The sequence below is a fragment of the Actinomycetota bacterium genome, assembly GCA_035765775.1.
Classification (GTDB): Bacteria; Actinomycetota; CADDZG01; order JAHWKV01; family JAOPZY01; genus DASTWV01.
Map to the genome: position 1 here is coordinate 1 of DASTWV010000023.1, position 20,737 is coordinate 20,737.

A 20,737-nucleotide genomic window follows, 5' to 3' on the forward strand; every position below is an offset into this window, starting at 1 on the left:
CCCGGGAGGGGACCTCAAGGTGGATTTCGGACGGACCTCAGACGGTTGGGCAGATCTGCTGGCCACCGCTGGGCAGTTTTCGTGGCCGCCAGCGGGCAGGTTCGTGGCCGTCTACGGGCAGTTTTTCATGGCCGCTAACAAACGGGCCGCACTGGCTCTCGGCCTTGCACTGAGCGTGGACCTTCGCCCGACTGCTTGAAGCAATCCGGCCTCATCGGGATTGGCTCGCTTCAGGGACGTACCGCGACGACGATCCCAGATGCTCACGCGTTTGCTCACACGCGGGCCATAACAGGGCGGATCAGAGCGGACAGAACAACATGTGACGGGCGCCCTCTGAGTAGCTGACGCCCAGGTCAGGACACGTTTTGCCTGGTCAGGAGGCAAATGTGTTCCGGCACCCCCTTCCGACTGTTAATCCGGCAGGCAGGGTTCGAGACCCTGGCGGCCCACAGTGTAGAGATCCGCTGATATATGTATTTGCATATCTAGACGGGTAGGTCGGCTCCCACGAGAACCGTCGTGCTCACGCGCGTTGCCGGACCGGCGTTCGGAGATGGGCGGAGCAGATGCCCGCTCGGCAGCCCGGAACTACCTCCGGCGTGGCCGCCGTTTGCGCTCGACGCCGACCACGAGGCCCACGAGCCCGCGGAGGCCCGGCCGGCGAAGTGATGGCCCACACACAGCGCCGGAGTAGAGCCCCGGGTTGATGCCGCAGAACAACACGATCAGGCCGGGGCCGGCCACGTCGCCGATCGTCGATCCTTCCGCCGTCTCGAGCTGCTGGCGGGTCGGGCGCCAGGGGGTCGGCGCCGAAAGGCTCAGGGGAGGGCCTCGACGACGTAGTCGATGCACGCCGTGAGTGCCTCGACGTCCGCGGGGTCGACCGCGGGGAACATGCCGACCCGGATCTGGTTGCGACCGAGCTTGCGGTAGGGCTCCACATCGACGATCCCGTTGGCCCGAAGGGTCTTCGTCACCGCCGAGGCGTCAACCGTTTCCTCGAAGTCGATCGTGCCAACCACATGCGAACGCGCGTCGGCATCCTCGACATAGGGCCTCGCATACGGCGTCCGATCGGCCCACGCGTACAGACGCCCGGACGAGGTCGACGTACGTTCCGCCGCCCACGCCAACCCTCCCTGCCCGTTGATCCAGTCGATCTGCTGCGCCATGAGGAACAGCGTCGCCACCGCCGGGGTGTTGTACGTCTGGTTCTTCCGGGAGTTGTCCAAGGCAGTGGGAAGGTCGAAGAAGTCCGGCACCCACCGGCCCGAGGAGGCGATCTCGTCAACCCGGGCCAGCGCTGCGGGCGACAGGAGCGCCAGCCACAGCCCGCCGTCGGAGGCGAAGCACTTCTGGGGGGCGAAGTAATACGCGTCTGCTTGCATGATGTCGACCGGCAAGCCCCCGGCGCCCGAGGTCGCATCAATGAGCACGAGAGCGTCCGGGTCCGCACCCTCTACGCGGCGCACGGTGGTCATCACCCCCGTCGAGGTCTCGTTGTGGGGCCAGGCGTACGCGTCGACGCCGCCCTCGGCATGGGGCATGGGGCGGGAGCCCGGTGCCGATTCGACGACGGTCGGGGCCTCGAGGAAGGGCGCCCGACCGACGGCCTTGGCAAACTTCGACGAGAACTCGCCGAAGGACAGGTGCTGGCTTTTTCGCCGGATAAGGCCGAAGGCGGCGACATCCCAGAACGCCGTGGCGCCCCCGTTGCCGAGCACGACCTCGTAGTCCTCGGGGAGGGCGAACAGGGAGCGCAGCCCGTCCCGGACCCGGCCGACGAGGTTGCGGACCGGCGCCTGCCGGTGGGACGTGCCCAGGACGGCCGCGCCTTCGGATACCAGAGCGCTCAGCGCTTCCGGCCGTACCTTCGAGGGTCCGCAGCCGAAGCGCCCGTCGGCGGGCAGCAGCGTGGCGGGGATCTTGATCGTGGGCTCACTCACTGAAAGCCGTCCTTTCTGAGCAGTCAAGAGGATGGAGCGGACGAAAACTGCGCACCTCAGCATTCAAGCGCTCGGGGGCCGCTCCATGGGGCAGGTGGTCAGCTCCTTCGAGACGACCAACTAAGAGCCGATGATTCGCGGTTTCTCGCGACTGGGTCTCCAGGCACGATTGTATGCCGACGGCTCCTAGCGCGGGTCTGGCACGATAGGTTCTCGCCTCGCCGCTAATCACTCTGGTTTATTACGCCACAGGCTCGATTGTTTGTTGGAAATCGGCCTCGTAGTAGTCGGCCTCCGCCGCACTTTTCAGGTGCTGGGGGACAAACGCCCGCTGGCCGATGCCCGGTTCCCGGAGGCGCTCGGCGACCAGCGCCCGCACCGTGGACTCGGCCACCGGGGAATCAAGCTCGTCGGCCACCCGCTGCCAGATCCGGCGGGCGGTATGGCGCTGCTTTCTCGGTGCCTTGTCGTCGACCAGGATCGCCTCGACGAAGGTCCCGATCTCCGGGGTCAGCACCGGGCTGGTGCGCTCCGGCACCTTGTGCTCCGGCGGAACGGAGGACTCGATGGCCTAGCGGACCGTCCACCGGTGTACCTGGTACTTGCGGGAAATGAGCGTACCCCCATGCCCTGTGGCTGCTCTGAGCCTGGCCGCCCTGCCGGACGGGCTCGCCGAGCCCCCGGTAGGAAGCCCGATCTAGCTTCAGGTTCCTCTTCCGCGCGCCCGTCGGGCCCTGCGCCCGCGTCCACGGTACTGGGCGCCCTAGCGGTGACATCGTCAACCCGTGCAGACGGGCTATCGGGAGGCAATAGCTCGCTAGGTCCGCCCCTGTTTTGGCTGTGGCCACACCGGGCATATAGCGCCTCGTCGTCGCCCCGGCTCTGGCGGTCGACTGCAGTCCCCCGCATAGCGTCACGGGCGGATCGAGGAGGAACGGTGGCGGACATCGTGGGTCGGACCGTCGAGCTGGAAATCGTCGGCGGCACCGTCGAGGGTGAAGCTGACCAGGTGCTGACCGACCAGGCGTGTGCATTCGTCGCCGACCTTCATCGCCGGTTCGAACCGGCCCGTCGGCGGCTGCTCGCCGCCCGGGCTGAGCGCCAGCGGCGCCTCGATGCCGGCGAGCGCCCGGAGTTCCGGCCCGACACCGCTGCGGTGCGCGCCGGGGACTGGCGGGTCGCCCCAGTCCCCAGCGACCTCGCCGACCGGCGGGTCGAGATCACCGGCCCCGTCGAGCGCAAGATGATGATCAACGCGCTGAACTCCGGCGCCCGGGTCTTCATGGCCGACTTCGAGGATTCCCTGTCGCCGACGTGGGCCAATGTCGTAAACGGCCAGCGGAACCTGCAGGACGCCGTCCGCCGGACGATCACCTACACCGCTCCCGACGGGCGCCACTACTCGCTCGAGCAGAACGTTGCGACGCTGGTCGTGCGGCCGCGCGGCTGGCATCTCCACGAGAAGCACGTCCGGGTGGCGGGCGAGCCGGTGTCGGCGAGCCTCTTCGACTTCGGCCTGGCGTTCTTCCACAACGCGCGTGAACTCGTCGACCGTGGTTCCGGGCCCTACTTCTACCTGCCCAAGCTGGAGAGCCACGAAGAGGCTCGGCTCTGGAACGAGGTGTTCCTCGCCGCCCAGGAGGCCCTCGGCCTGCCCGCCGGAACCGTGAAGGCGACCGTGCTCATCGAGACGATCCTCGCCGCCTTCGAGATGGAGGAGATCCTCTTCGAGTTGCGCGAGCACGCCGGCGGCCTCAACGCCGGGCGGTGGGACTACATCTTCAGCGTCATCAAGAAGTTCCACCAGGACCCGGGCTTCGTCCTGCCGGATCGGGCGCGGGTGACGATGGCTGTCCCCTTCATGCGGGCCTACACAGAGCTTATGGTGGCCACGTGCCACCGGCGCGGAGCCCATGCCATCGGCGGGATGGCGGCGTTCATCCCCAACCGCCAGGACCCGGAGGTCACCGAGGCTGCCCTCGCCGGCGTACGGGCGGACAAGCTCCGTGAAGCCGCTGCCGGCTTCGATGGGACCTGGGTGGCGCACCCCGATCTGCTGCCGACGGCCGCCCAGGTGTTCGACGACACGCTGGGTGACCGTCCCAACCAGCTCGACCGCCTGCGGGAGGACGTCAAGGTGACCGGGGAGGAACTGCTGGCTGTCGCCGATACCCCCGGTGAGGTGACGGAGCCGGGCGTCCGGACCAACGTGAGCGTCGGCATCCAGTACCTGGAGTCCTGGCTGCGAGGGGTGGGGGCGGCCGCGATCGCCAACCTCATGGAGGACGCCGCCACCTGCGAGATCTCGCGGGCACAGCTCTGGCAATGGCACCACCACGCGGCTCGCCTCGACGACGGGCGGGTGGTAACCCCACAGCTCATCGGTGAGATTGCCGACGACGAGTTGGCGCGGCTCGAGGCCGCCCTGGGCCCCGAGGTGTTCGCCCAGGGCCGGTTCGGCGAGGCGCGCCGCCTTTTCGAGCAGGTCGTCCTCGAGGAACCCCTGGTCGAGTTCCTCACACTGCCCGCCTACGAAGAGCTGCCGTAGGCTTACCCCTAGACTTTGGTCGGCCCGCCCGGGCGCCCGCCGGTGAGACCCAATCGAATGCCTGCTCGGGTCTGGTCCTACTCGCTGCCGCGGTCCTGCCGAGAATCCCTGAAGCCGGGCGCCGGCGGCTGGGATGTCCTCTTACTGCGGGAAGTGGGCTTCTCGGGGAGGGCTGACGGGACGTTGCCTTTGCTGCGACGGCCGTCGGCCGACTGGGCCCGGCCGCACGCTCGGCAGAGGTGCGCCCGGAGGGATTCGAACCCCCGACCCTCGGTTGAGAAGTCCGACGCTCTATCCAGCTGGATACCGGGTGATGGTAGCCACACTGGCCCGAAGGGTGGCTCGCAGGCTTGTCCGCAACGTCGCTTTCCGTAAGGATGTCATCGGGCAATGATCCGCCTCTGTGGGAACCCACGGACCAGGCGCATCACAGTTGGACGAACCGACTAGGCGGAGGGACAAACGTGATCCAATCGCTCACGACGCCGCACTTCAAATTGCAGTACGACGACACCAAGACCCCCAACGGCCAGCAGCTCATCCAGGCGTTGCAACAGACCTGCGAGGGCGACTATGCGCGGCTGAAGGAGATGTTCGGCGCGGAGCCATCGGCCCAGGTGACGGTGACGGTCGACAACGGCGTCGGTGGCCAGGAAAACGGCAAGGACATCACCCACGACGGCGACGCCGGACGTGGGTCGAGCGGCGACTTCGACTACCTGCGGAATTCGTTCATCGCCGAACTCGCCGAGATATTCATGTATGCCCAGAACAAGCAGTGGAACCCCGCGGACAGCAAAGGGGAGGCGTTATCGAGGGTGCTGGCCCAGTTCTTCTATCCGGGTGGACAGCAGCCGAGCTTCACCGTGCACCAGTGGGTCGACGACCTGCCAGACGGCCAAACCCCCACCAAGGACGGACTACACACCGGCCCGGAAGGTCTGGAGGACTGGATTTCGAACACCGACGACAACGACACCAGGGCAAAGTCCATCGGCTGCGGCGTGGCCTTCCTCCACTACCTGCACTACCACGTCGGCTACTCGTTCAAGGAGATCGTATCCATGGCGGGTGCAACCCTCGAGGACATCTACCGGGGACTGACGGGCTCGTCAGGGGGATTCCAGCCTTTCGCCGCTCTTGTTCGCCAGACGTTCCCCAAGGGCCAGCCCTCAAATCTCAACGGCGACAACAAGACGCCGAACTCCGACCAGTTCTTCCCGCTGCCGAGCAACTCCTTCTCGTCAGGGTTCCTCATCCAGGGTCACTTCGGGGCCAAGGGCAACTTCGAGGTCGTGGTCCCGGACGTTGCCGGCCTCTCGCACTACGACCGCAACAACGACGACCCCAACCTGCCCTGGAGCGGCCCTTTCAGCTTCGGAAGTCAACTCGGACGCATCGATGGCCCCGTCAGCCTCATCCAGTCGAACTACGGCCTGCCGGGCAATCTCGAGGTGGTGGCGGTCGCGGGTTCAGACCTGGTGAGTTTCTGGCGTGACTCGGGGCCGGCCTTTACCTGGAACGGTCCCTACACCATCCACCAGGGAGTGCGAGATGTGCCGGCCCTCGTGCAGAGTCGGTTCGGGCAGCGGGGCAACTTCGAGGTCGTCGCGCCGGTTCTTGACGGGCTGATCCACCTCTGGCGCAACAACGATGACCCGGCGATGCCCTGGAGCGACCCCACGCCCTTTGGTGCCGGGATCGGGCTGGTCGATGCGGTGTGCATGATCCAGAGCGACTATGGCGTCCCCGGCAACCTCGAGGTCATCGCCCGAGTCGCTGACCAGCTCTTTCACTTCTGGCGGGATTCCGGTCCGAACGCGAGCTGGAAGGGCCCATTCCCCATCCTCGCCGGGATCACCGGCGGACCGGCGGGAGCCGCGTGGCGACCCAACCTGTCGCTCATCCAAAGTCGTTTCGGCCGCCAGGGCAATTTCGAGCTCGTCGCACCAGCTCGTAACGGCGGCATCGTCCACGTGTGGCGCAACAACGATGACCCCGCCATGCCGTGGAGCGCGCCAACGGTTTTCGGCACCGACCTAGGGCAGGTCGACGCAGTCAGCGTCATCCAGAGCAACTACGGAGACCTCGGCAACCTCGAGGTGGTAGCAAAGGTTGGGGATGAGCTCGCCAGCTTCTGGCGCGGTGACGGCCCAGATCTGGTGTGGAACGGCCCCAATGTCTTTGCGAGCGGGCCCCACACTGGCGGGGGCGGGTCCGGCGGCGGCGGGTCCGGCGGTGGGGGAAGCGGCGGCGGGGGCGGCCATCCGCCCCACGAGCAGTGAGCTGACGTTCCGCTCAGAGATCGACGTGGATCGCCTCCCGGCAGTACCGCCTCCCCGCCCTCGCTCCGGGGGCTTCGACGAGTCCTACAACCACACCCCGCCCTGGGACATCGGCCGGCCCCAACCCGCCCTGGCGGCCCTGGCGGCCAGCGGGCAGATTCGGGGACGGGTGCTGGACGTCGGCTGCGGCACCGGTGAGCACACCCTGATGGCCGCCGGGCTGGGCCTGGTGGCGGTGGGGATCGACCAGCAGCCCCGGGCGATCGAGAAGGCACGTGCCAAGGCGGCAGAGCGTGACCCCGGCAGAAAGCTGACCGTGAACTTTGAGGTGGGCGACGCCCTAGACCCCGTCGTGCTGGCGGCGGCGGGGCCCTTCGACACCGTCTTGGACTGCGGCCTCTTCCACGTCTTCGACGACCCCGACCGCCCCGTCTTCGCCCGCGCGCTGGCGGCGGCCACGGCGCCCGGCGCCCACTACTTCCTGTTGTGCTTCAACGAGCACGTCCCCGGCGACTGGGGGCCCAGGCGGGTCACGCAGGCCGAGATCCACGCCACCTTCTCCGCCGATGCCGGCTGGCGGGTGGATGGCATCGAAGCCGCCTCCTTCAGCGTGCTCCTGGCCCCCGATGGCGTGCCCGCCTGGCTGGCGGCACTGACCCGTCTCTAGGATTCCAGCCTGCTCCTTGTCGATCGTGCGCTACCCCCGCGCAGTGGCACCCGAGGCGACAATCTGCTCGGCGGCCTCGCCAGCGGCGGCCAGGAGCGCCGACGTGGTGCTCCCCTCCCCCTGCCCCATCACCACGCCGACCGCAGTCAGCGAACGCCCGCCGACCGTCACTCGGGTGAGGAAGGCTAAGCACCCTCCGGCCGCAGAGTCTGACCCAGTCTTGCCAACATAGCCTTCGCCGATCAGTGGATTGAAGTTAGTGACCGTACCGGCCACCGGAAGCGTCACGGCGGCCATCGAGACGATCTCGCCGAAGACGGGGGAGCGCATCGCCTGCTGGAAGACGCGCAGCTGGTCGGCAGCGGTGGAGACCGTGCCCGGATCGAACCCACTCGGATCGGTGTAGGTCGTCTGGCCCATCCCGAGTGCGCGGGCCTCGGCGTTCATCTCGGCCAGGAATCGGGTCTCGCTTCCCGCCACCTCGTCGGCAAGCATCCCGGCGATGTTGTCGCCGGATGGGATCAGCAACGCTTCCAGCAGCTGTCGCTCGGTCAGCCGCTCGCCGGCGTGCACCGCTACGACCGACTGGTGCTGGGCGGCGTCCTTCGCCTCGGCCCGAGCCTGGGCGGCGGTGACGGTGACCGTGAACCCGTCCTGTGCACCGCTCAGCGGGTAGCTCTTGAGGGTCAGGTAGGCGGTCATCACCTTTGCCAGGCTGGCGATCGGGGCTGGCCGTTCGTCCGGGCTGGCTGCCGGCTGGCCATCGCCCAGCACATACGCCGCCTGTCCACGCGCCGGCCAGGCAATCGTGGCCGGTTGTTCGTCCGTCCCGGCTGCCGGCGGGCCGTCCGTGCCATTGCGCAGCTGGGGGGCTGCCGAGACCGCCCGGGCAGCCACAAGGGCGAGACAAGCGAGGCCGGCGAGGCCGGCGACGAGTGCGGTCGGTCGGGTACGGCGGGCCGCCGGTCGTGCTGGTGCGCTGCGGGTCACGCCCCCCAGTCAAGCTAGCGCCGCGTTGCCCCGACGTATGTAGTTTCTGATACACCGACGATAGGCCCCGGGTCATAGCATCGTGTGAGCGTGCGTGTGTTGATCGTGGAGGACGAACCCTTCATGGCGGAAGCCATCCGCGATGGCCTCCGCCTGGAGGCGATCGCCGCCGACATCGCCGGGGACGGTGTCACTGCTCTGGGCCTGCTGAGCGTCAATGCCTACGACATCGCCGTCCTCGACCGCGACATCCCCGGCCCCTCGGGCGACGAGATCGCCGGGCATATCGTCGGGTCGGGCAGCGGCATGCCGATCCTGATGCTCACCGCTGCCGACCGGCTCGACGACAAGGCCTCCGGGTTCGGACTCGGCGCCGACGACTACCTCACGAAGCCGTTCGAGCTCCGAGAGCTGGTGCTCCGCCTCAGAGCGCTCGACCGCCGGCGCGGCCACAACCGACCACCCGTGCGAGAGATCGCCGGCCTGCGGCTGGATCCCTTCCGCCGGGAGGTCTACCGTGACGGCCGGTACGTGGCTCTCACCCGGAAGCAGTTCGCCGTGCTCGAAGTTCTCGTCGGCGCCGAGGGCGGTGTCGTCAGCGCCGAGGATCTCCTGGAACGGGCCTGGGACGAGAACGCCGACCCCTTTACCAACGCTGTGCGCATCACCGTGTCGGCCCTGCGCAAACGATTGGGCGAGCCCTGGATCATCGCCACCGTCGCAGGCCTCGGGTACCGCATCAGCACACAACCCGCTGCCCCGGGTGGAGAGGGAGACCGTGGATAGACCTCCGGGCTTGAGTGTCCGTCTCAAACTCACCCTCAGCTACGCCGGCTTCCTCATGGTCGCAGGCGCCTTGTTGGTCGCCGCCGTTGGGATATTCCTCCTGCGATATGTCCCGCTCCACGAGTTCGTCATCGCTCACCCGTGGGCCACCCCGCAGTTGGCGCCCGGCCGCCGGGTTCTCCTGGCCGATTTTGTCCCGACCGCCGCCATCGCTCTCGGGTTCCTGCTGGCGTTCGGTCTCGTGGGTGGATGGTTTCTCGCCGGCAGCATGCTCGCCCCGCTGGGGCGAATCACCGACGCCACCCGCACGGCCGCCACCGGCTCGCTCTCCCACCGGATCCGGCTTCCGGGCCGCAGAGATGAGTTCCGCGAACTCGCCGACAGCTTCGACGCCATGCTCGCGCGGCTCGAGGCTCACGTCGCCGAACAGCAGAGATTCGCGGCCAACGCCTCCCACGAACTGCGCACCCCGCTGGCGATCACGCAGACGCTTCTCGACGTGGCCCGGAAGAGTCCGGACGGCGACATGGATCAACTCGTCGAGCGCCTCCGCGCGGTCAACACCCGGGCGATCGACCTCACCGAGGCACTGCTCGTGCTCAGCCGCGCCGACCAGCGCTCCTTCACCCGGGAACACGTCGACCTGTCCCTCATGGCGGAGGAAGCCACCGAGACCCTCCTCCCCCTCGCAGAAAAACGCGGCGTCACCATCGAGACCTCCGGCGACATGACGCCCACCATCGGCTCGGAGGCCCTCCTGCTGCAGCTAACAACGAACCTCGTACACAACGCGATCGTCCACAACCTGCCGGAACACGGCACGGTATGGGTCAGAACCCGCGCGCAGCCCAACAGCGTGCTGCTCGCGGTCGAGAACACGGGCGAGAAGATGACCCCGCAGGTAGCTTCCACGCTTGCCGAGCCGTTCCTCCGCGGCACTGAACGCGTACACACCGACCACGCCGGTGTCGGCCTCGGCCTGGCAATCGTCGAACGCATCACCCACGCACACGAGGGGACCCTCGCCCTCACCCCCCGCGCCGGCGGGGGGCTCTGCGTCACGGTGCAGCTCCCCGCCGGGCCGACGGCGGTCGGGTCGGGTTAGGCGGCTGCGATGTTCGTCTCCGGCAATTCCTGGTCGACGACTCCGGCTGGGAGCCGGTCCACTTCTAGCAGTGGCTGGGGGACACGCAGGCTGGGCAACTGCTCGGGGCCCGGATCGCGTCCCGCGGGGTTGGCCTGGCCCGCCAGGATCAGCAGGCCAAACCGGCAACGAAGGTGCCGACGCTTGCCTCCCACAAGTCCTGCGCCTGGTCGGGCGGCAGAAGCCCCGCCAGCTCGGTGACGGCGAGCCCGGTGCCCAGCGAACTCAACCCGATGGCCATCGGCATGGGGTCCCCCGGGCGCAGCAGGCCCGCCGCCTGAGCCCGGCGGATCCGGCGCAACAGCGTCTCCCACGCCCGGAGCGACTCGCTGCACGCGTCCTCGTCGAATACCTGTCCGGGGGCGGGGGTGAAGACCAGCCGGAAGAGGTCCGGGTGGTCCCGGACGAATCCGCGAAAGGACTGTGTCACGGCGGCGATGACATCGGCACAGGGGTCGTCGGAGGCGGGCCGGCGCTCCACCTCGGCTCCGAGAAGGCGGAACGTCCGCCCGATGAGCGCCTGCTCCAAGCCGTGCTTGGAGCCGAAGACCGAGTAGACCGCCCGGGTTGAGGTGCCCACCCCTTCGGCAAGCGCGCGCACCGACACCGCGCTCAGGCCCCCTTCGGCGATCAGGGCCTCCGCTGTCTCGAGGAGTGCCTGGCCCGTGGCGGCGTCGTGTTCCCTCTTGCGTCCCATGATTTCTCATGTTACCGTACCGCTGTTACGTTACGTCGTTACGCTACAGTGTCGCGTATGACACCCGGCCCGAGAGGAGGCACGAAATGAGTGACGGCCCGAACACCGGTGTAATGGGTCCCCCGCCGTTCGACTGGAGCCTCGGCGAGTACGAGCGCACGGCGGCGGCCTTGGCGCCTGCGGCGGCCCACGCGGTCCGGCGAGCCGGGCTGACCGGGCGCGAGACGGTCCTGGATCTCGGCTGTGGCACGGGCAACGCCAGCCTGCTCGCCGCCCGGACGGGTGCCACCGTGACCGGGCTGGACGGAGCCAGCCGCTTGCTGGCCGTTGCCCGCGACCGGGTGGCCGCCGAGGGCCTCACCGCCAGCTTCGTCGAGGGCGACTTCCACTCCCTCGACTTCGCCGACGAAAGCTTCGACGTGGTGCTGTCTGTCTTCGGTGTGATCTTCGGCGACCCTTCCCGCGTCCTGCCTGAGATCCTGCGCGTGCTGCGTCCTGGCGGCCGAGCGGTGCTGACCGCGTGGCTACCCGAAGGCCCGATCCACAGCTACATCGGCGGCATCGTCGGCCTGTTTGCCGAGGCGATGGGCATGCCGTTCCCGCCCCCGTTCCCGTGGAGCGAGCCCGCCGCCCTGCGCCCCTTCCTGGAGCCTGCGGGCTGGCGGGTAACGAGCGAGGATGGGTCGGTGGCGTTCGTCGGGGAGTCGCCCGAAGCCTTCCTTGCCGAGCAGGAGGCCTATGCCCCGCCGGCGGTGAGCACCCGCGGCCTGGTGGAGCACTTCGGTCTGGCCCCCCGCATCCGCGAGCAGTCTCTTGCCATCCTCCGTGCGGGCAACGAAGACCCGGCGGCTTTCCGGGTCACCAGCCCGTACCGCGTCCTGGAGCTGTCCTCCTCCTAGGAGCTCTGACGGCTTTCGGCGAGGCGGGTCACGTTGCAGACCTGGGCCCGGAGGGGGGAGCTGCCGCTGATCGGATCGCTCGGCGTCTGGCCGAGCACCAGGTTGAGGTTGGCGCTGCCCGGACCGAAGGGCGGGTAGCCCGGGAGGCCCAGCTCATCGCACGGCTCGAACCAGCCGTGCTGGGCGCACACAACGCCGGGGGCCAGCGTGCCGTTGAGCACGGCCCGCGCCCGGACGCTGCCCTTGGGCGTGGTGATCTCTGCCCAGTCACCCTCCGCCAGGCCGCAGGCCGCGGCCGTGTCCGGGTGCAATTCGACCTCCGGATCTGGGGCGCGGCGGCGCAGGCTGGCAACCTGGCGGTGTTGGGTCTCGCAGAAGTGCACCTCCTTGGCGCAGGTGAGCACCAGCGGGAACTCCCCGGCGAGGTCGGGCCGGGAGCGGGGGCTCAACGCAGGCTCGGTGAAGGTTGGGAGCGGCGGCTGCCCGACGTCGAGGAAGCCCTCCACGTAGAGCTCGATCCGTCCCGTCGGCGTGGCGAACCCGGCTGGTACGCCGTTGTCGCCCGGTGCCGAGTACTTCCGATGGCGGGTCTGCAGGGGCAGGCGAATCCCCGCGGGGTTCCCGCGCAGCTCCCGCAGCGTCACCCCACTGGGTGCGAGGTGGTGCTCCCAGGCGGCATCGACGTCCCCGCCGAAGAAGTGCGCGCCCAGTCCGAGCCGGGTCGCCAGGTCGAAGATGATCCCGATGTCCGAGCGGGCCTCCCCCACCGGCGCCACCAGGGGGGTACGCAGCTGCACCAATGACTGGGCCTCCTGCGAGACTTCGAAGCCGACCTTCAGGCCTTCGGCCTCGAAGGCACCGGTCACCGGCAGGACGATATCGGCTTGCTCGGCGGTCGGGCTCATGAACATGTCCAGGTGGACGTGGAAGTCGAGCGCCTGCAGCGCGTCCCGGCCTCGTGCGCTGTCGCCGTGGGCCATCAGCAGGTTGGACCCGAAGCTCACCAGTCCGCGCGCCCGGTAGGGCCGGCCCTCGAGGGCCGCCGTGTAGAAGTCCTCCCCGGTGGTAAACCCGAAGCGGGCCGGGCCGAGTGGCCGGTCGCCGACCCCGATCGCCTTGGCGTGTTGCGCCGGGTCGAGCAGCTCCATCCCGGTGATCGGGTTGGTCGGCACCGGTGTGAACAGGACGTTGCCGCCGGGAGCGTCCAGGCAACCGGTCAGCGCATACAGCACATTGATCGCCCGGATGATCTGGGTCGAACCACTGTGCTGCTCGAGGCCGCTCCAGGCGTAGAACGCGACGGGGCGGTTCTCCCACAGCACCTGAGCGGTGCGCTCGATTTCTGGGGCCGGTATGCCCGTGGCCACTTCCGCGACCATCGGCGACATCGCACGGCACTGCTCTGCGAGGAGGTCGAATGCCGGCCGGCAGGCCACCGTCCCGTGGGTGGTGGGTACCTGCACGATGCCAGCAAGGGCGAGGTGGTCGTGGTTGTCCACATCCGTACCGCGGGCAGCCGGATCGAGGGTGGCCAGCTGATTGGTGACCTCGTCCCAGGCGACGTAGTGCCCCGGGCTTCCGCCGGCTGACACGTCGTCGCCCCGCAGGAACCGTCCCGTGTCGGTGCGGACGAGCATGGGGGCGTTGGTCCAGCGGCGCACGAACGGCTCGTCAAACCAGCCGCGCTCGAGCATCACATTCGTGATCGCCAACGCCACCGCGGCGTCTGTACCGGGGCGCACCCGCAGCCACGGATCGGCCTTGGAGGCCAGCCCGGCGCGGCGCGGGTCGACGACGACCAACTTCGCACCGCGACGCAGCGCGTCCCTGGTGGCGATTGCGTGGGAAAGCCGCGACACCGACGGGTTGTAGCCCCAGAACAGGATGCACCCGGCCCGTTCAAGATCGGGCATGTACTGGCCGGGCACGGACGCCCCGTAGGTGTACAGCGACGCCAAATAGCGCCCCCAGCCGCACAACTCCATTGAGCTGAGGAAGTTCGGCGTATTGAATGCCCGCTGCAGCCGCTGGATCCAGTCGACGCAGTCGACGATCGCCGACGTCGACGGTGACACCGAACTGAACACGACCGATTCCGGGCCGTGGTCCCGGGCCAGCGCCCGAAGCCGGTCGGCGACGGTACTCAGCGCCTCCTCCCAGCCGATGCGCTGCCAGCCCGGGTCGGCCGCACCCTTCGCGGCGGTGCGCTTCATCGGGTAGCGCAAGCGGTCGGGATGGGCGGCGATCTCCGGCGCCGCCTTGCCCTTGACGCACAGCCCCTTTCCCGTGGGATGCGCGGGGTCGCGGTCGAGCGTGAACGTGCCCTCGGTCACCGTCGCCCGCGCCCCACATCGGGAGACGCACAGCGGGCAGTACGTGGCCACCTCAGTCGCAGTGGGCGCCTCGGCCATCAGTTCCCTCCCCGACCCGATATCAGGGGCTCGACCCTCCAGCACCGACCCTACAGCTACGGCGCCCGGCCCGTCGCCGCACCATGGATGGCAATGAGTTTCGCCGAGATTTCCCGTCTGTCTAGACAACCCTTATCACCGTTGGCGAGGAGGAAAACATGACCGCTACCTACACCTTCGACGTCTTCTCCAGCCTCGACGGCTACGGTTCCCACACCGGCAACTGGGGCGGCTACTGGGGCAAGCAAGGTCCCGAGCTGCTCGACCGGCGGCTGGCGGTGTACGACTCGGAGCAACGGATGGTCTTCGGGGCCAACACGTTTCGGCAATTCTTGCGGATGCTGGCGCCGAGCACCGACGGATCCGAGGTGGGTGACCCCTGGGTCGCCCGGATGAAGAGCATGCCCGCAACGGTGGTGTCGACGACGCTGGAGGGTCCCCTCGACTGGCCGGACGCCACCGTCGTGCCCGGTGACGCCGTCGCCATCGTCGCCCGGCTCAAGGAGGAATCCGGCGTGCCGTTGCGCTCCCACGGCAGCTTGTCGCTCAACTGGGCGCTGATGGCCGCCGGACTGGTCGACCTGGTCCAGGTGACGGTCTTCCCGGTGATCACCGGCCGGACGGGCACGGATCCGATCTTCCAGGGTGCGGGCGACTTCGACCTCGAGCTGATCGAGAGCCGGACGCTCGACGGCCACATCCAAGAGCTCATCTACCGGCCCACCCTGCATCCCTGAGCATGGCATCCCGACCCGTCAAGCTGGCAAACTCGATCCGGCGGCCCCTGGTAGAGATGGTTGAATCGTTAGACTTCTAAGCAAGCAACAAAAGCCGTGCCGAGCACGGCTTTTGTGCCCCACCTCGGCCAGTGCCCCCTCTCGTCACAGCGGCGGGCCATAGGCTGGGCGGGTGCGAACTGGGGCGCGGGATCGGCGACCTCTCGTGAGACCGTCGGGGATCTGGCACTGGATCGGGGCCCACAAGCTCATCGCGGCGGGTGAAGCCGCGGCCCTGCTGGTCTCCCTCACCCTGGTCGGCGTCGCCGGCTACGGCCGCATCCATGCCACCACGGCTGCGTCTGCCGCCCAGGCCCTGCAGCAGTTCCGGGCTCGAGCGGCTTCCCCTTCTCCGGCCCCGGAGCCGATCGCAACCGACACCGCCGACCCGACGCCTTCGCCGGCGCCCTTGTCGACGCCTTTGTCGAGCCCAGCTGCCGCTGGGGCCGCCACGAGCACGGCGGCGGCGGCCGCCCCTACTCCGCGCCCGGCGGTGGCGAGCGCCGCCACGCCCGCGCCCCCGCCCACAGCGTGCACCGGGTGGGACTGCCCCTACCTCGGCCCGCCCGCCCCCGGCGTCACCCAATGGTTCCAGTGCGGGCGCACCGATGGACAGTGCACCGGGGATTCCAGCGAGCCGCCGGCCACCGAGACGTTTGTGATCCTGGTCCCCATCACCCGGGACCTCCCGCGCACCGGGGTGCGGACCATCACCCGGCTGGGGCCCAACTCCTGGAACATCACCCACGTCTTTGCGAACGAGCACAGCGAGCAGGAGGACCTGAACGGGAGCGCCAGCGGGGTCACCAACAGCCGCCTCCTCACCGACATCAGCGTGCTGGGCACCGACAACTCGGTCGCGATCAGGGAGGCGCCGCCCTTCCCGGCGGTCGTGCTCCCGCTGGCAGTCGGCAAGACGTGGAGCGGCCACTGGGACGATGCCAACGGCGGCGTCAACGCCGACTACGCCAACGCCGTCCTCGACCGCCAGACGCTCACGATCGGGGGGCAGCCGGTGCAGACCTGGGTCGTCGACACCCACCTGAAGCTACTGGGTCCCAGCACCCACGGCGACGTCGAGATGAAGTGGTGGGTGTCCCTCAAGTACTCGGAGACGGTGCAGGAGTACGAGACCCAGAACATCGTGGACCCGCACGGGTACACGTACCAGTCCCAGTGGATGATCACCGAGGAGAGCCTCACGCCGGCGACGTAGTCGCCCCCGGGGGTGGCGGCCTACGAGGTCGATCCGCCGCCGAAACGCGGGCAAAGTGACCTCAACGATCTCCGAACGAACCTCGTTAGCACAGGGGCCCGATGGGGGTCAGGGGGGAGGCACGCAGGATCCGCCCGAAGGGGAACGTCGGCGGCGGGCGGCTGATGAAGGCCGCCTCTGTGGTGACGGTGCCCGGCGCCGGGCCGGCTGCCGCCTGCGACGCCGCCGGTGCGGCAGCCAGGGCGAACTCGCGGGGCGGGGGCTGCGTCGGCTGACCCGTGCCGCCCGGCAGCAGCTCGACAGCAAGGACGCTGAGCCCGGTCGACTCCGGGAGGTGGATGGCCTTGAGAAGCGTCGCCAGCTCGGTCTGCGTCCACACGCCCATGGCGATGCGGTCCCGTTGCGTGCGGGTCCCGAGGAAGTTCTTCAGCAGGCCCGCCACCTCGGCGCCCAGGCCTTCCCGGCCGGGACGGAGGAACACACCGAGCGAGGTGGCGAGCAGCACGTTGCGCATCGAGAAGCCGTCCGCCTGCACCACCTGGCCGTAGACGAAGAACCACATCTGGGTCTTCGGTGGGTCCAACGGCGTCACCAACCGGGTGCCGTTGAGGACCGGGGTGGCATATGGGGCGGTGGCGATAACCAGGCTCGGCGGCGCCGGGACGACCTGCAGGCCGCCGATGATGCCGGGGTTGAAAGCGATCGGCCCGACCGGTGCGAGCGGGGTGGCGCTGGCCGCGGGGGGCTGGGCTGCAGCCACCGTGGGGGGCTTGGCCACCGATGCCAACCCGGGTACCACTGAGGTCACCGGCCGCACTTGGGCTGCGGTAATGGCACTCAAGGCGGCCGGGTTGACGGCCGCCCGTACCGCGGGCGAGGAGGTGGCGGCGGGCGCCGCCGGAGCGGCCGGACCAGCAGCCGGCGGGGTCACCGAGATGATGGCGTCCAGCGGGAACGACACCGCCGAGGCCCGGAGCTGGGAGATCAGCGACGGCGTCGGCACCGCCGGCGGGTAGGTGTAGCGCCCGGCCCGGCAGGTCAACGCCGGCGCGGGGTGCTGGACGCCCACTACCCGCAGGGGCGTGCCGAAGCGGGCGTTGGCGGTGGACCACCAACGGAGATCCCCGATCGGGCCGGCGTGGCCCACCCGCAGCTCGTAGGTGTAGAAGCCGAACAGCTCGGGATCGTCGGCGGCCACGCCCGGGGGCAGCGGCAGCAGGAAGTGCCGGTTCGACGTCGACGACGGGATCAGCTGGGTCATGGCGTTGATGCCGCCCCGGTCGTCGGTATCCGAGGGCACGACCACCCGCACCAGCTCGGGGTCGAGCGCCAGCGGGGGGTCCCCGGTGGTGGCGGTGAGCGACGGCAGGGCGTCATACAGCAAGGGGTCAGCGCCATGGGCCAGCACCCGGGCGAAGAGGGCGTCGCCCACCTGGTTGTCGATCGGGTCCACCAGCTCCACCCACAGCGACCGCTGGCGCTGGATCGTCGAGGCGTAGCCCGGCCCGATCTGGTACGGCGTCAGGGCGATCCCCACCGAGGCGATAGCGGGCACCTGAGCGGGCGGGATGGCGATGGGCAGGCGGAGATCCAGCGGTGCCCGGGCGAGGTCCGCCCCGGTGATGGGTGGCACCACCGTCGTTCCCGCCAGGGGCGCCGGGGCTGCCGGGTCCGCCGGGTCCAGGGGTGGCCCGGGCGGGGTCAGGGTCGGGTTCACGAACCAACGGTGCTGAAGCGACTCGGGGAACGCCGAGTCGGTGTTGGGCTCGTGGGGATCGACGGCATCCAGGAACACCAGCCGGGTGCGTCCCCGGGCGGCGACTGTGGGGTTGGTGGTGGCTGCTGCGCCCAGCACCCGGGGCACCATGATGGCGCCCACGGCGGCCGGCGGGGGTACCGAGGCCTCGGTGTCGGTGGGGCCGCCCCGCAGCACGATGAAACCCGCACCGTCGAGGCCGTCCCAGGTCCAGTCCCGTTCCAGGTCCACCATGATGGCCACCACCCACTGCTTGAGCAGGTCGCTGGTGGCCCCGAAGGTCAGGGTCTCGGAGTCGGCCGACAGGGTGGTCCGCAACCCCTTCGACGCCCCGAAGACCACCCGCTGGCCCGGCGGGCTGGTGAGCGAGTTCCCGTTGGCGGCCACCCCCAGCTGTTCGGCCAGCTGGGCCACCAGGGAGGGGGCGGCGACATTTGCCGGCCGGCGGAACAGGTACCCGGTCACCGGCTCGTTGGCATCGGCCTGCTGCAGGAGGGCGGGCTCGTTCACCGGCTCGGCCCGCACCCCGATGGTGACCGCCATCGTGGGCGTGGCCTCGGGGGCAAAGTAGCCGGTGGTGTCGGCCCGCAGCCGGGCCCGGATCTTGATCTGGACGTCGCGGCCCCGGGGGATCAGCAGCGGACCGGAGGCGGCCTGCTCGGCGGCCCAGCCCTCGATGTTGGTGGCATCGACATAGGTGACCGGCACCGTCGTCCCGGGGTCGGTCTGCAGCGGAGCGGCCCCGGTTAGGGCCTCCAGGGTCCGGGTGGCGTGGTACAGGGACTGGAACGTGGCACCGCCGGTGTCGTGCAGTGGGTGGCGCACCAGCACCTCGATCTCGACGGCGTCCACGTCGGGGTCCGGCAGGCCGGCGACGACGGTGGGCACCGGCGGCTTCGGCGAGCCGGGATGGGCCGCGTGCGCGGCGTTGGCGGCCTGGATGGCCGCCACCTGGCTGGCCGCGGTGTCCACCAGGGCGCCCACTATGGTGCTGCGGGCGGCGGCCGTGGACCCCAGTCCGGTGTAGAGAATCTCCGGGTAGCCCATGAGGGGCCGGCTGATCGTGAGCGCGGTAGGCGTCGCCAGCACGGACCCGGTCGCCGGGCCGGCAGGGGTCTGCACCACGATGGGCGCCTTGGGCGGCACCATGCGCTGGAACGTCTGCAGTGCCGTGGCGTTGGGCGGCGGGTTGATCGGGGCGTCAACCGGGTCCGGCCCGCCGCCGGTCAGGTCGGAGAGCCGGACCCGGAAGGCGTAGAGGTGCCCGTAGGACAGCAGCGTCGTCAGGCCGACGGCGGTGCGGGACGACGGGGGCACGGCGGTGCCCCGGGTCAGTGCCAGGGGCACGTGGTCCGGCTCGCACAGCGACCCGCCCCGCCAGTTGGCGAAGTAGCGGGGCAGCCAGGCGTCGGTCACCGCCGGGTTGTTGGGCCGGGTCGAAGCGGGCTCGATCGACAGCTCCCCGGTGAAGGTGCCCAGCGATCCCACCTGCGTGGTGACGCTCTCGAGCGACTGCCAGGCCGGGGCGGCGGGGGGCCCGCCGGGCGCGGCCGGGGTCACGTCGGCCACATCGACCCGGTAGCCCAGCACGCCGAGCGGGGCGGTGGGCTGCGGGTTGCCTGCGCGCTGCGCGTCCAGGAGCGACAGCTGGTCGTTGTGCCAGGTGACCACCTGCTCGTCGTCCCATCCCACCTGGATCCCAAGGTCGCTGGCGGGGGCCAGGGAGCCGTCGCCCACCGCGGCGTCGGTGTTGGTGGGCTGCGAGCAGTGCACCAGCTTGGCGAAGCCGTCGGCGTACTCCTCGGCCACGGCGAAGGCGCGGTCCGGGGGCGGGGATGCCCCGTCCACCACGAACTGCTGGGCGGCGAACACGGCCCGGGCAGTGGCGTCCAGCGGTGGGATGCGGGCGGCGTGGGCCCGGATCGATCCGGCCACCGAGGCGCCGGCCACCGCCCATGGGTCCGCCGGGGCCAGGGTCACGAAGACCCACCCGCCCCCGGCCAGCGCCGCCGCCTGGCCGGCGGGCAGGGTCACCGTGAGGCCGTAGAGGATGCCGAGCTTCGTGGCCAGGACCGGCTGGCGCAAGGCGTAGGAGATGATCTCGCCCCAGGAGATGGTCGAGGGCGGCGTCTGACCGGTCACCGCGGGTTCGTTGCGCACCTCGCAGCCAAAGTCGTCATCCGTGGTGGTCAGCACCCCGGTGGGCGGGCCGCCACCGGCGGCCAGGTACGACGGCGGGAGCGCCTTGCGCACCCGAGCCGTGACAGGCGCCGCGGCCGCCGGGGGCCCGATGGTCTTGCCGGTGGCGGCCACCGAGGTCTGCAGAAGGTGGAACGTGGCCACCGGGTCCGCCGCCGGCGAGGTGACACCGGGCGTGACGGTGAACAGCCCGGGCGCGGCGACGCCGGGCAGGGCCGCCACGGTCGGCTGCACGTGGACGGCGAATGTGGGCTTGCCGGCGGCGAAGGAGGGGGGCGGCGGGGCGGCGGCGATCAGCGGCCCGGCAACCGGGTCCACGCTGGGGATCAGCAGCACGTTGAGCGTCAGCGTCCCCGTGCCGTCCCAGTGCTGGGGGAAGGTCATCATCACCAGGTTCGGCGCGCTCGCCACGGC

Annotated in this window: 15 protein-coding genes and 1 pseudogene; 9 read left to right on the forward strand and 7 right to left on the reverse strand. The window is 69.7% G+C overall.

What is annotated here, in order from left to right:
• A partial coding sequence (locus tag VFW71_04240) for a hypothetical protein (protein ID HEU5001970.1) occupies positions 1-199 on the forward strand: 199 nt, incomplete at its 5' end.
• A gap of 482 nt (positions 200-681) precedes the next feature.
• Here the strand turns inward: VFW71_04240 and VFW71_04245 are convergent.
• From VFW71_04245 to VFW71_04255, 3 genes and pseudogenes are all read right to left on the reverse strand, one after another.
• A pseudogene (locus VFW71_04245) lies at positions 682-825 on the reverse strand (G/U mismatch-specific DNA glycosylase).
• Positions 822-1,949, reverse strand: coding sequence for a phosphoserine transaminase (serC, locus tag VFW71_04250; protein ID HEU5001971.1), 1,128 nt, complete (start codon positions 1,947-1,949; stop codon positions 822-824). Before serC ends, VFW71_04245 begins: the two are co-directional and overlap by 4 nt.
• 241 nt (positions 1,950-2,190) lie before the next feature.
• Complete coding sequence (locus tag VFW71_04255; protein HEU5001972.1) at positions 2,191-2,487, reverse strand: hypothetical protein; 297 nt, start codon at positions 2,485-2,487, stop codon at positions 2,191-2,193.
• A 408-nt stretch (positions 2,488-2,895) separates the two neighbouring features.
• Between VFW71_04255 and aceB the strand changes: the two genes are divergently transcribed.
• The 3 genes from aceB to VFW71_04270 all read left to right on the forward strand — a co-directional run bounded on the left by aceB (position 2,896) and on the right by VFW71_04270 (position 7,449).
• Entirely contained in the window at positions 2,896-4,497 is a 1,602-nt protein-coding gene (gene aceB, locus VFW71_04260) for a malate synthase A (GenBank protein HEU5001973.1), read from the forward strand.
• A gap of 464 nt (positions 4,498-4,961) precedes the next feature.
• Positions 4,962-6,782, forward strand: coding sequence for a hypothetical protein (locus VFW71_04265; GenBank protein HEU5001974.1), 1,821 nt, complete (start codon positions 4,962-4,964; stop codon positions 6,780-6,782).
• The gene (locus VFW71_04270; GenBank protein ID HEU5001975.1) at positions 6,736-7,449 is read left to right on the forward strand and encodes a class I SAM-dependent methyltransferase; all 714 of its coding nucleotides are present in this window, start codon (positions 6,736-6,738) and stop codon (positions 7,447-7,449) included. Before VFW71_04265 ends, VFW71_04270 begins: the two co-directional genes overlap by 47 nt.
• A gap of 30 nt (positions 7,450-7,479) precedes the next feature.
• Here VFW71_04270 and VFW71_04275 read toward each other — a convergent pair whose 3' ends face one another.
• The gene (locus VFW71_04275) at positions 7,480-8,439 is read right to left on the reverse strand and encodes a D-alanyl-D-alanine carboxypeptidase (protein ID HEU5001976.1); all 960 of its coding nucleotides are present in this window, start codon (positions 8,437-8,439) and stop codon (positions 7,480-7,482) included.
• Positions 8,440-8,529: 90 nt separating this feature from the next.
• Between VFW71_04275 and VFW71_04280 the strand changes: the two genes are divergently transcribed.
• Both VFW71_04280 and VFW71_04285 read left to right on the forward strand, forming a co-directional pair.
• Complete coding sequence (locus tag VFW71_04280) at positions 8,530-9,225, forward strand: response regulator transcription factor (GenBank protein HEU5001977.1); 696 nt, start codon at positions 8,530-8,532, stop codon at positions 9,223-9,225.
• Positions 9,218-10,330, forward strand: a complete 1,113-nt coding sequence (locus tag VFW71_04285) for a HAMP domain-containing sensor histidine kinase (GenBank protein HEU5001978.1) — start codon at positions 9,218-9,220, stop codon at positions 10,328-10,330. The genes VFW71_04280 and VFW71_04285 overlap by 8 nt, the downstream gene beginning before the upstream one ends.
• A gap of 148 nt (positions 10,331-10,478) precedes the next feature.
• On the opposite strand, the gene VFW71_04290 is transcribed toward VFW71_04285, so the two are convergent.
• On the reverse strand, positions 10,479-11,066 hold the full coding sequence (locus tag VFW71_04290) for a TetR/AcrR family transcriptional regulator (protein ID HEU5001979.1): 588 nt from the start codon (positions 11,064-11,066) through the stop codon (positions 10,479-10,481).
• An 86-nt stretch (positions 11,067-11,152) separates the two neighbouring features.
• On the opposite strand from VFW71_04290, the gene VFW71_04295 reads away from it, so the two are divergent.
• Positions 11,153-11,965, forward strand: coding sequence for a class I SAM-dependent methyltransferase (locus VFW71_04295; GenBank protein ID HEU5001980.1), 813 nt, complete (start codon positions 11,153-11,155; stop codon positions 11,963-11,965).
• On the opposite strand, the gene VFW71_04300 is transcribed toward VFW71_04295, so the two are convergent.
• On the reverse strand, positions 11,962-14,376 hold the full coding sequence (locus VFW71_04300) for a molybdopterin-dependent oxidoreductase (protein ID HEU5001981.1): 2,415 nt from the start codon (positions 14,374-14,376) through the stop codon (positions 11,962-11,964). The genes VFW71_04295 and VFW71_04300 overlap by 4 nt on opposite strands.
• A gap of 158 nt (positions 14,377-14,534) precedes the next feature.
• Here VFW71_04300 and VFW71_04305 point away from each other — a divergent pair, with 158 nt between their 5' ends.
• Positions 14,535-15,113, forward strand: a complete 579-nt coding sequence (locus tag VFW71_04305; protein ID HEU5001982.1) for a dihydrofolate reductase family protein — start codon at positions 14,535-14,537, stop codon at positions 15,111-15,113.
• Positions 15,114-15,318: 205 nt separating this feature from the next.
• On the forward strand, positions 15,319-16,368 hold the full coding sequence (locus VFW71_04310; protein ID HEU5001983.1) for a hypothetical protein: 1,050 nt from the start codon (positions 15,319-15,321) through the stop codon (positions 16,366-16,368).
• Positions 16,369-16,453: 85 nt separating this feature from the next.
• Here VFW71_04310 and VFW71_04315 read toward each other — a convergent pair whose 3' ends face one another.
• Entirely contained in the window at positions 16,454-20,734 is a 4,281-nt protein-coding gene (locus VFW71_04315) for a hypothetical protein (protein HEU5001984.1), read from the reverse strand.
• Positions 20,735-20,737: the final 3 nt, after the last annotated feature.

What these genes read in the sequence shown, in the direction of transcription:
- VFW71_04290 (HEU5001979.1), bottom strand. Translation starts at nt 11,066, where the DNA reads ATGGGACGCAAGAGGGAACACGACGCCGCCACGGGCCAGGCACTCCTC.
- VFW71_04295 (HEU5001980.1), top strand. Translation starts at nt 11,153, where the DNA reads ATGAGTGACGGCCCGAACACCGGTGTAATGGGTCCCCCGCCGTTCGAC.
- VFW71_04300 (HEU5001981.1), bottom strand. Translation starts at nt 14,376, where the DNA reads ATGGCCGAGGCGCCCACTGCGACTGAGGTGGCCACGTACTGCCCGCTG.
- VFW71_04305 (HEU5001982.1), top strand. Translation starts at nt 14,535, where the DNA reads ATGACCGCTACCTACACCTTCGACGTCTTCTCCAGCCTCGACGGCTAC.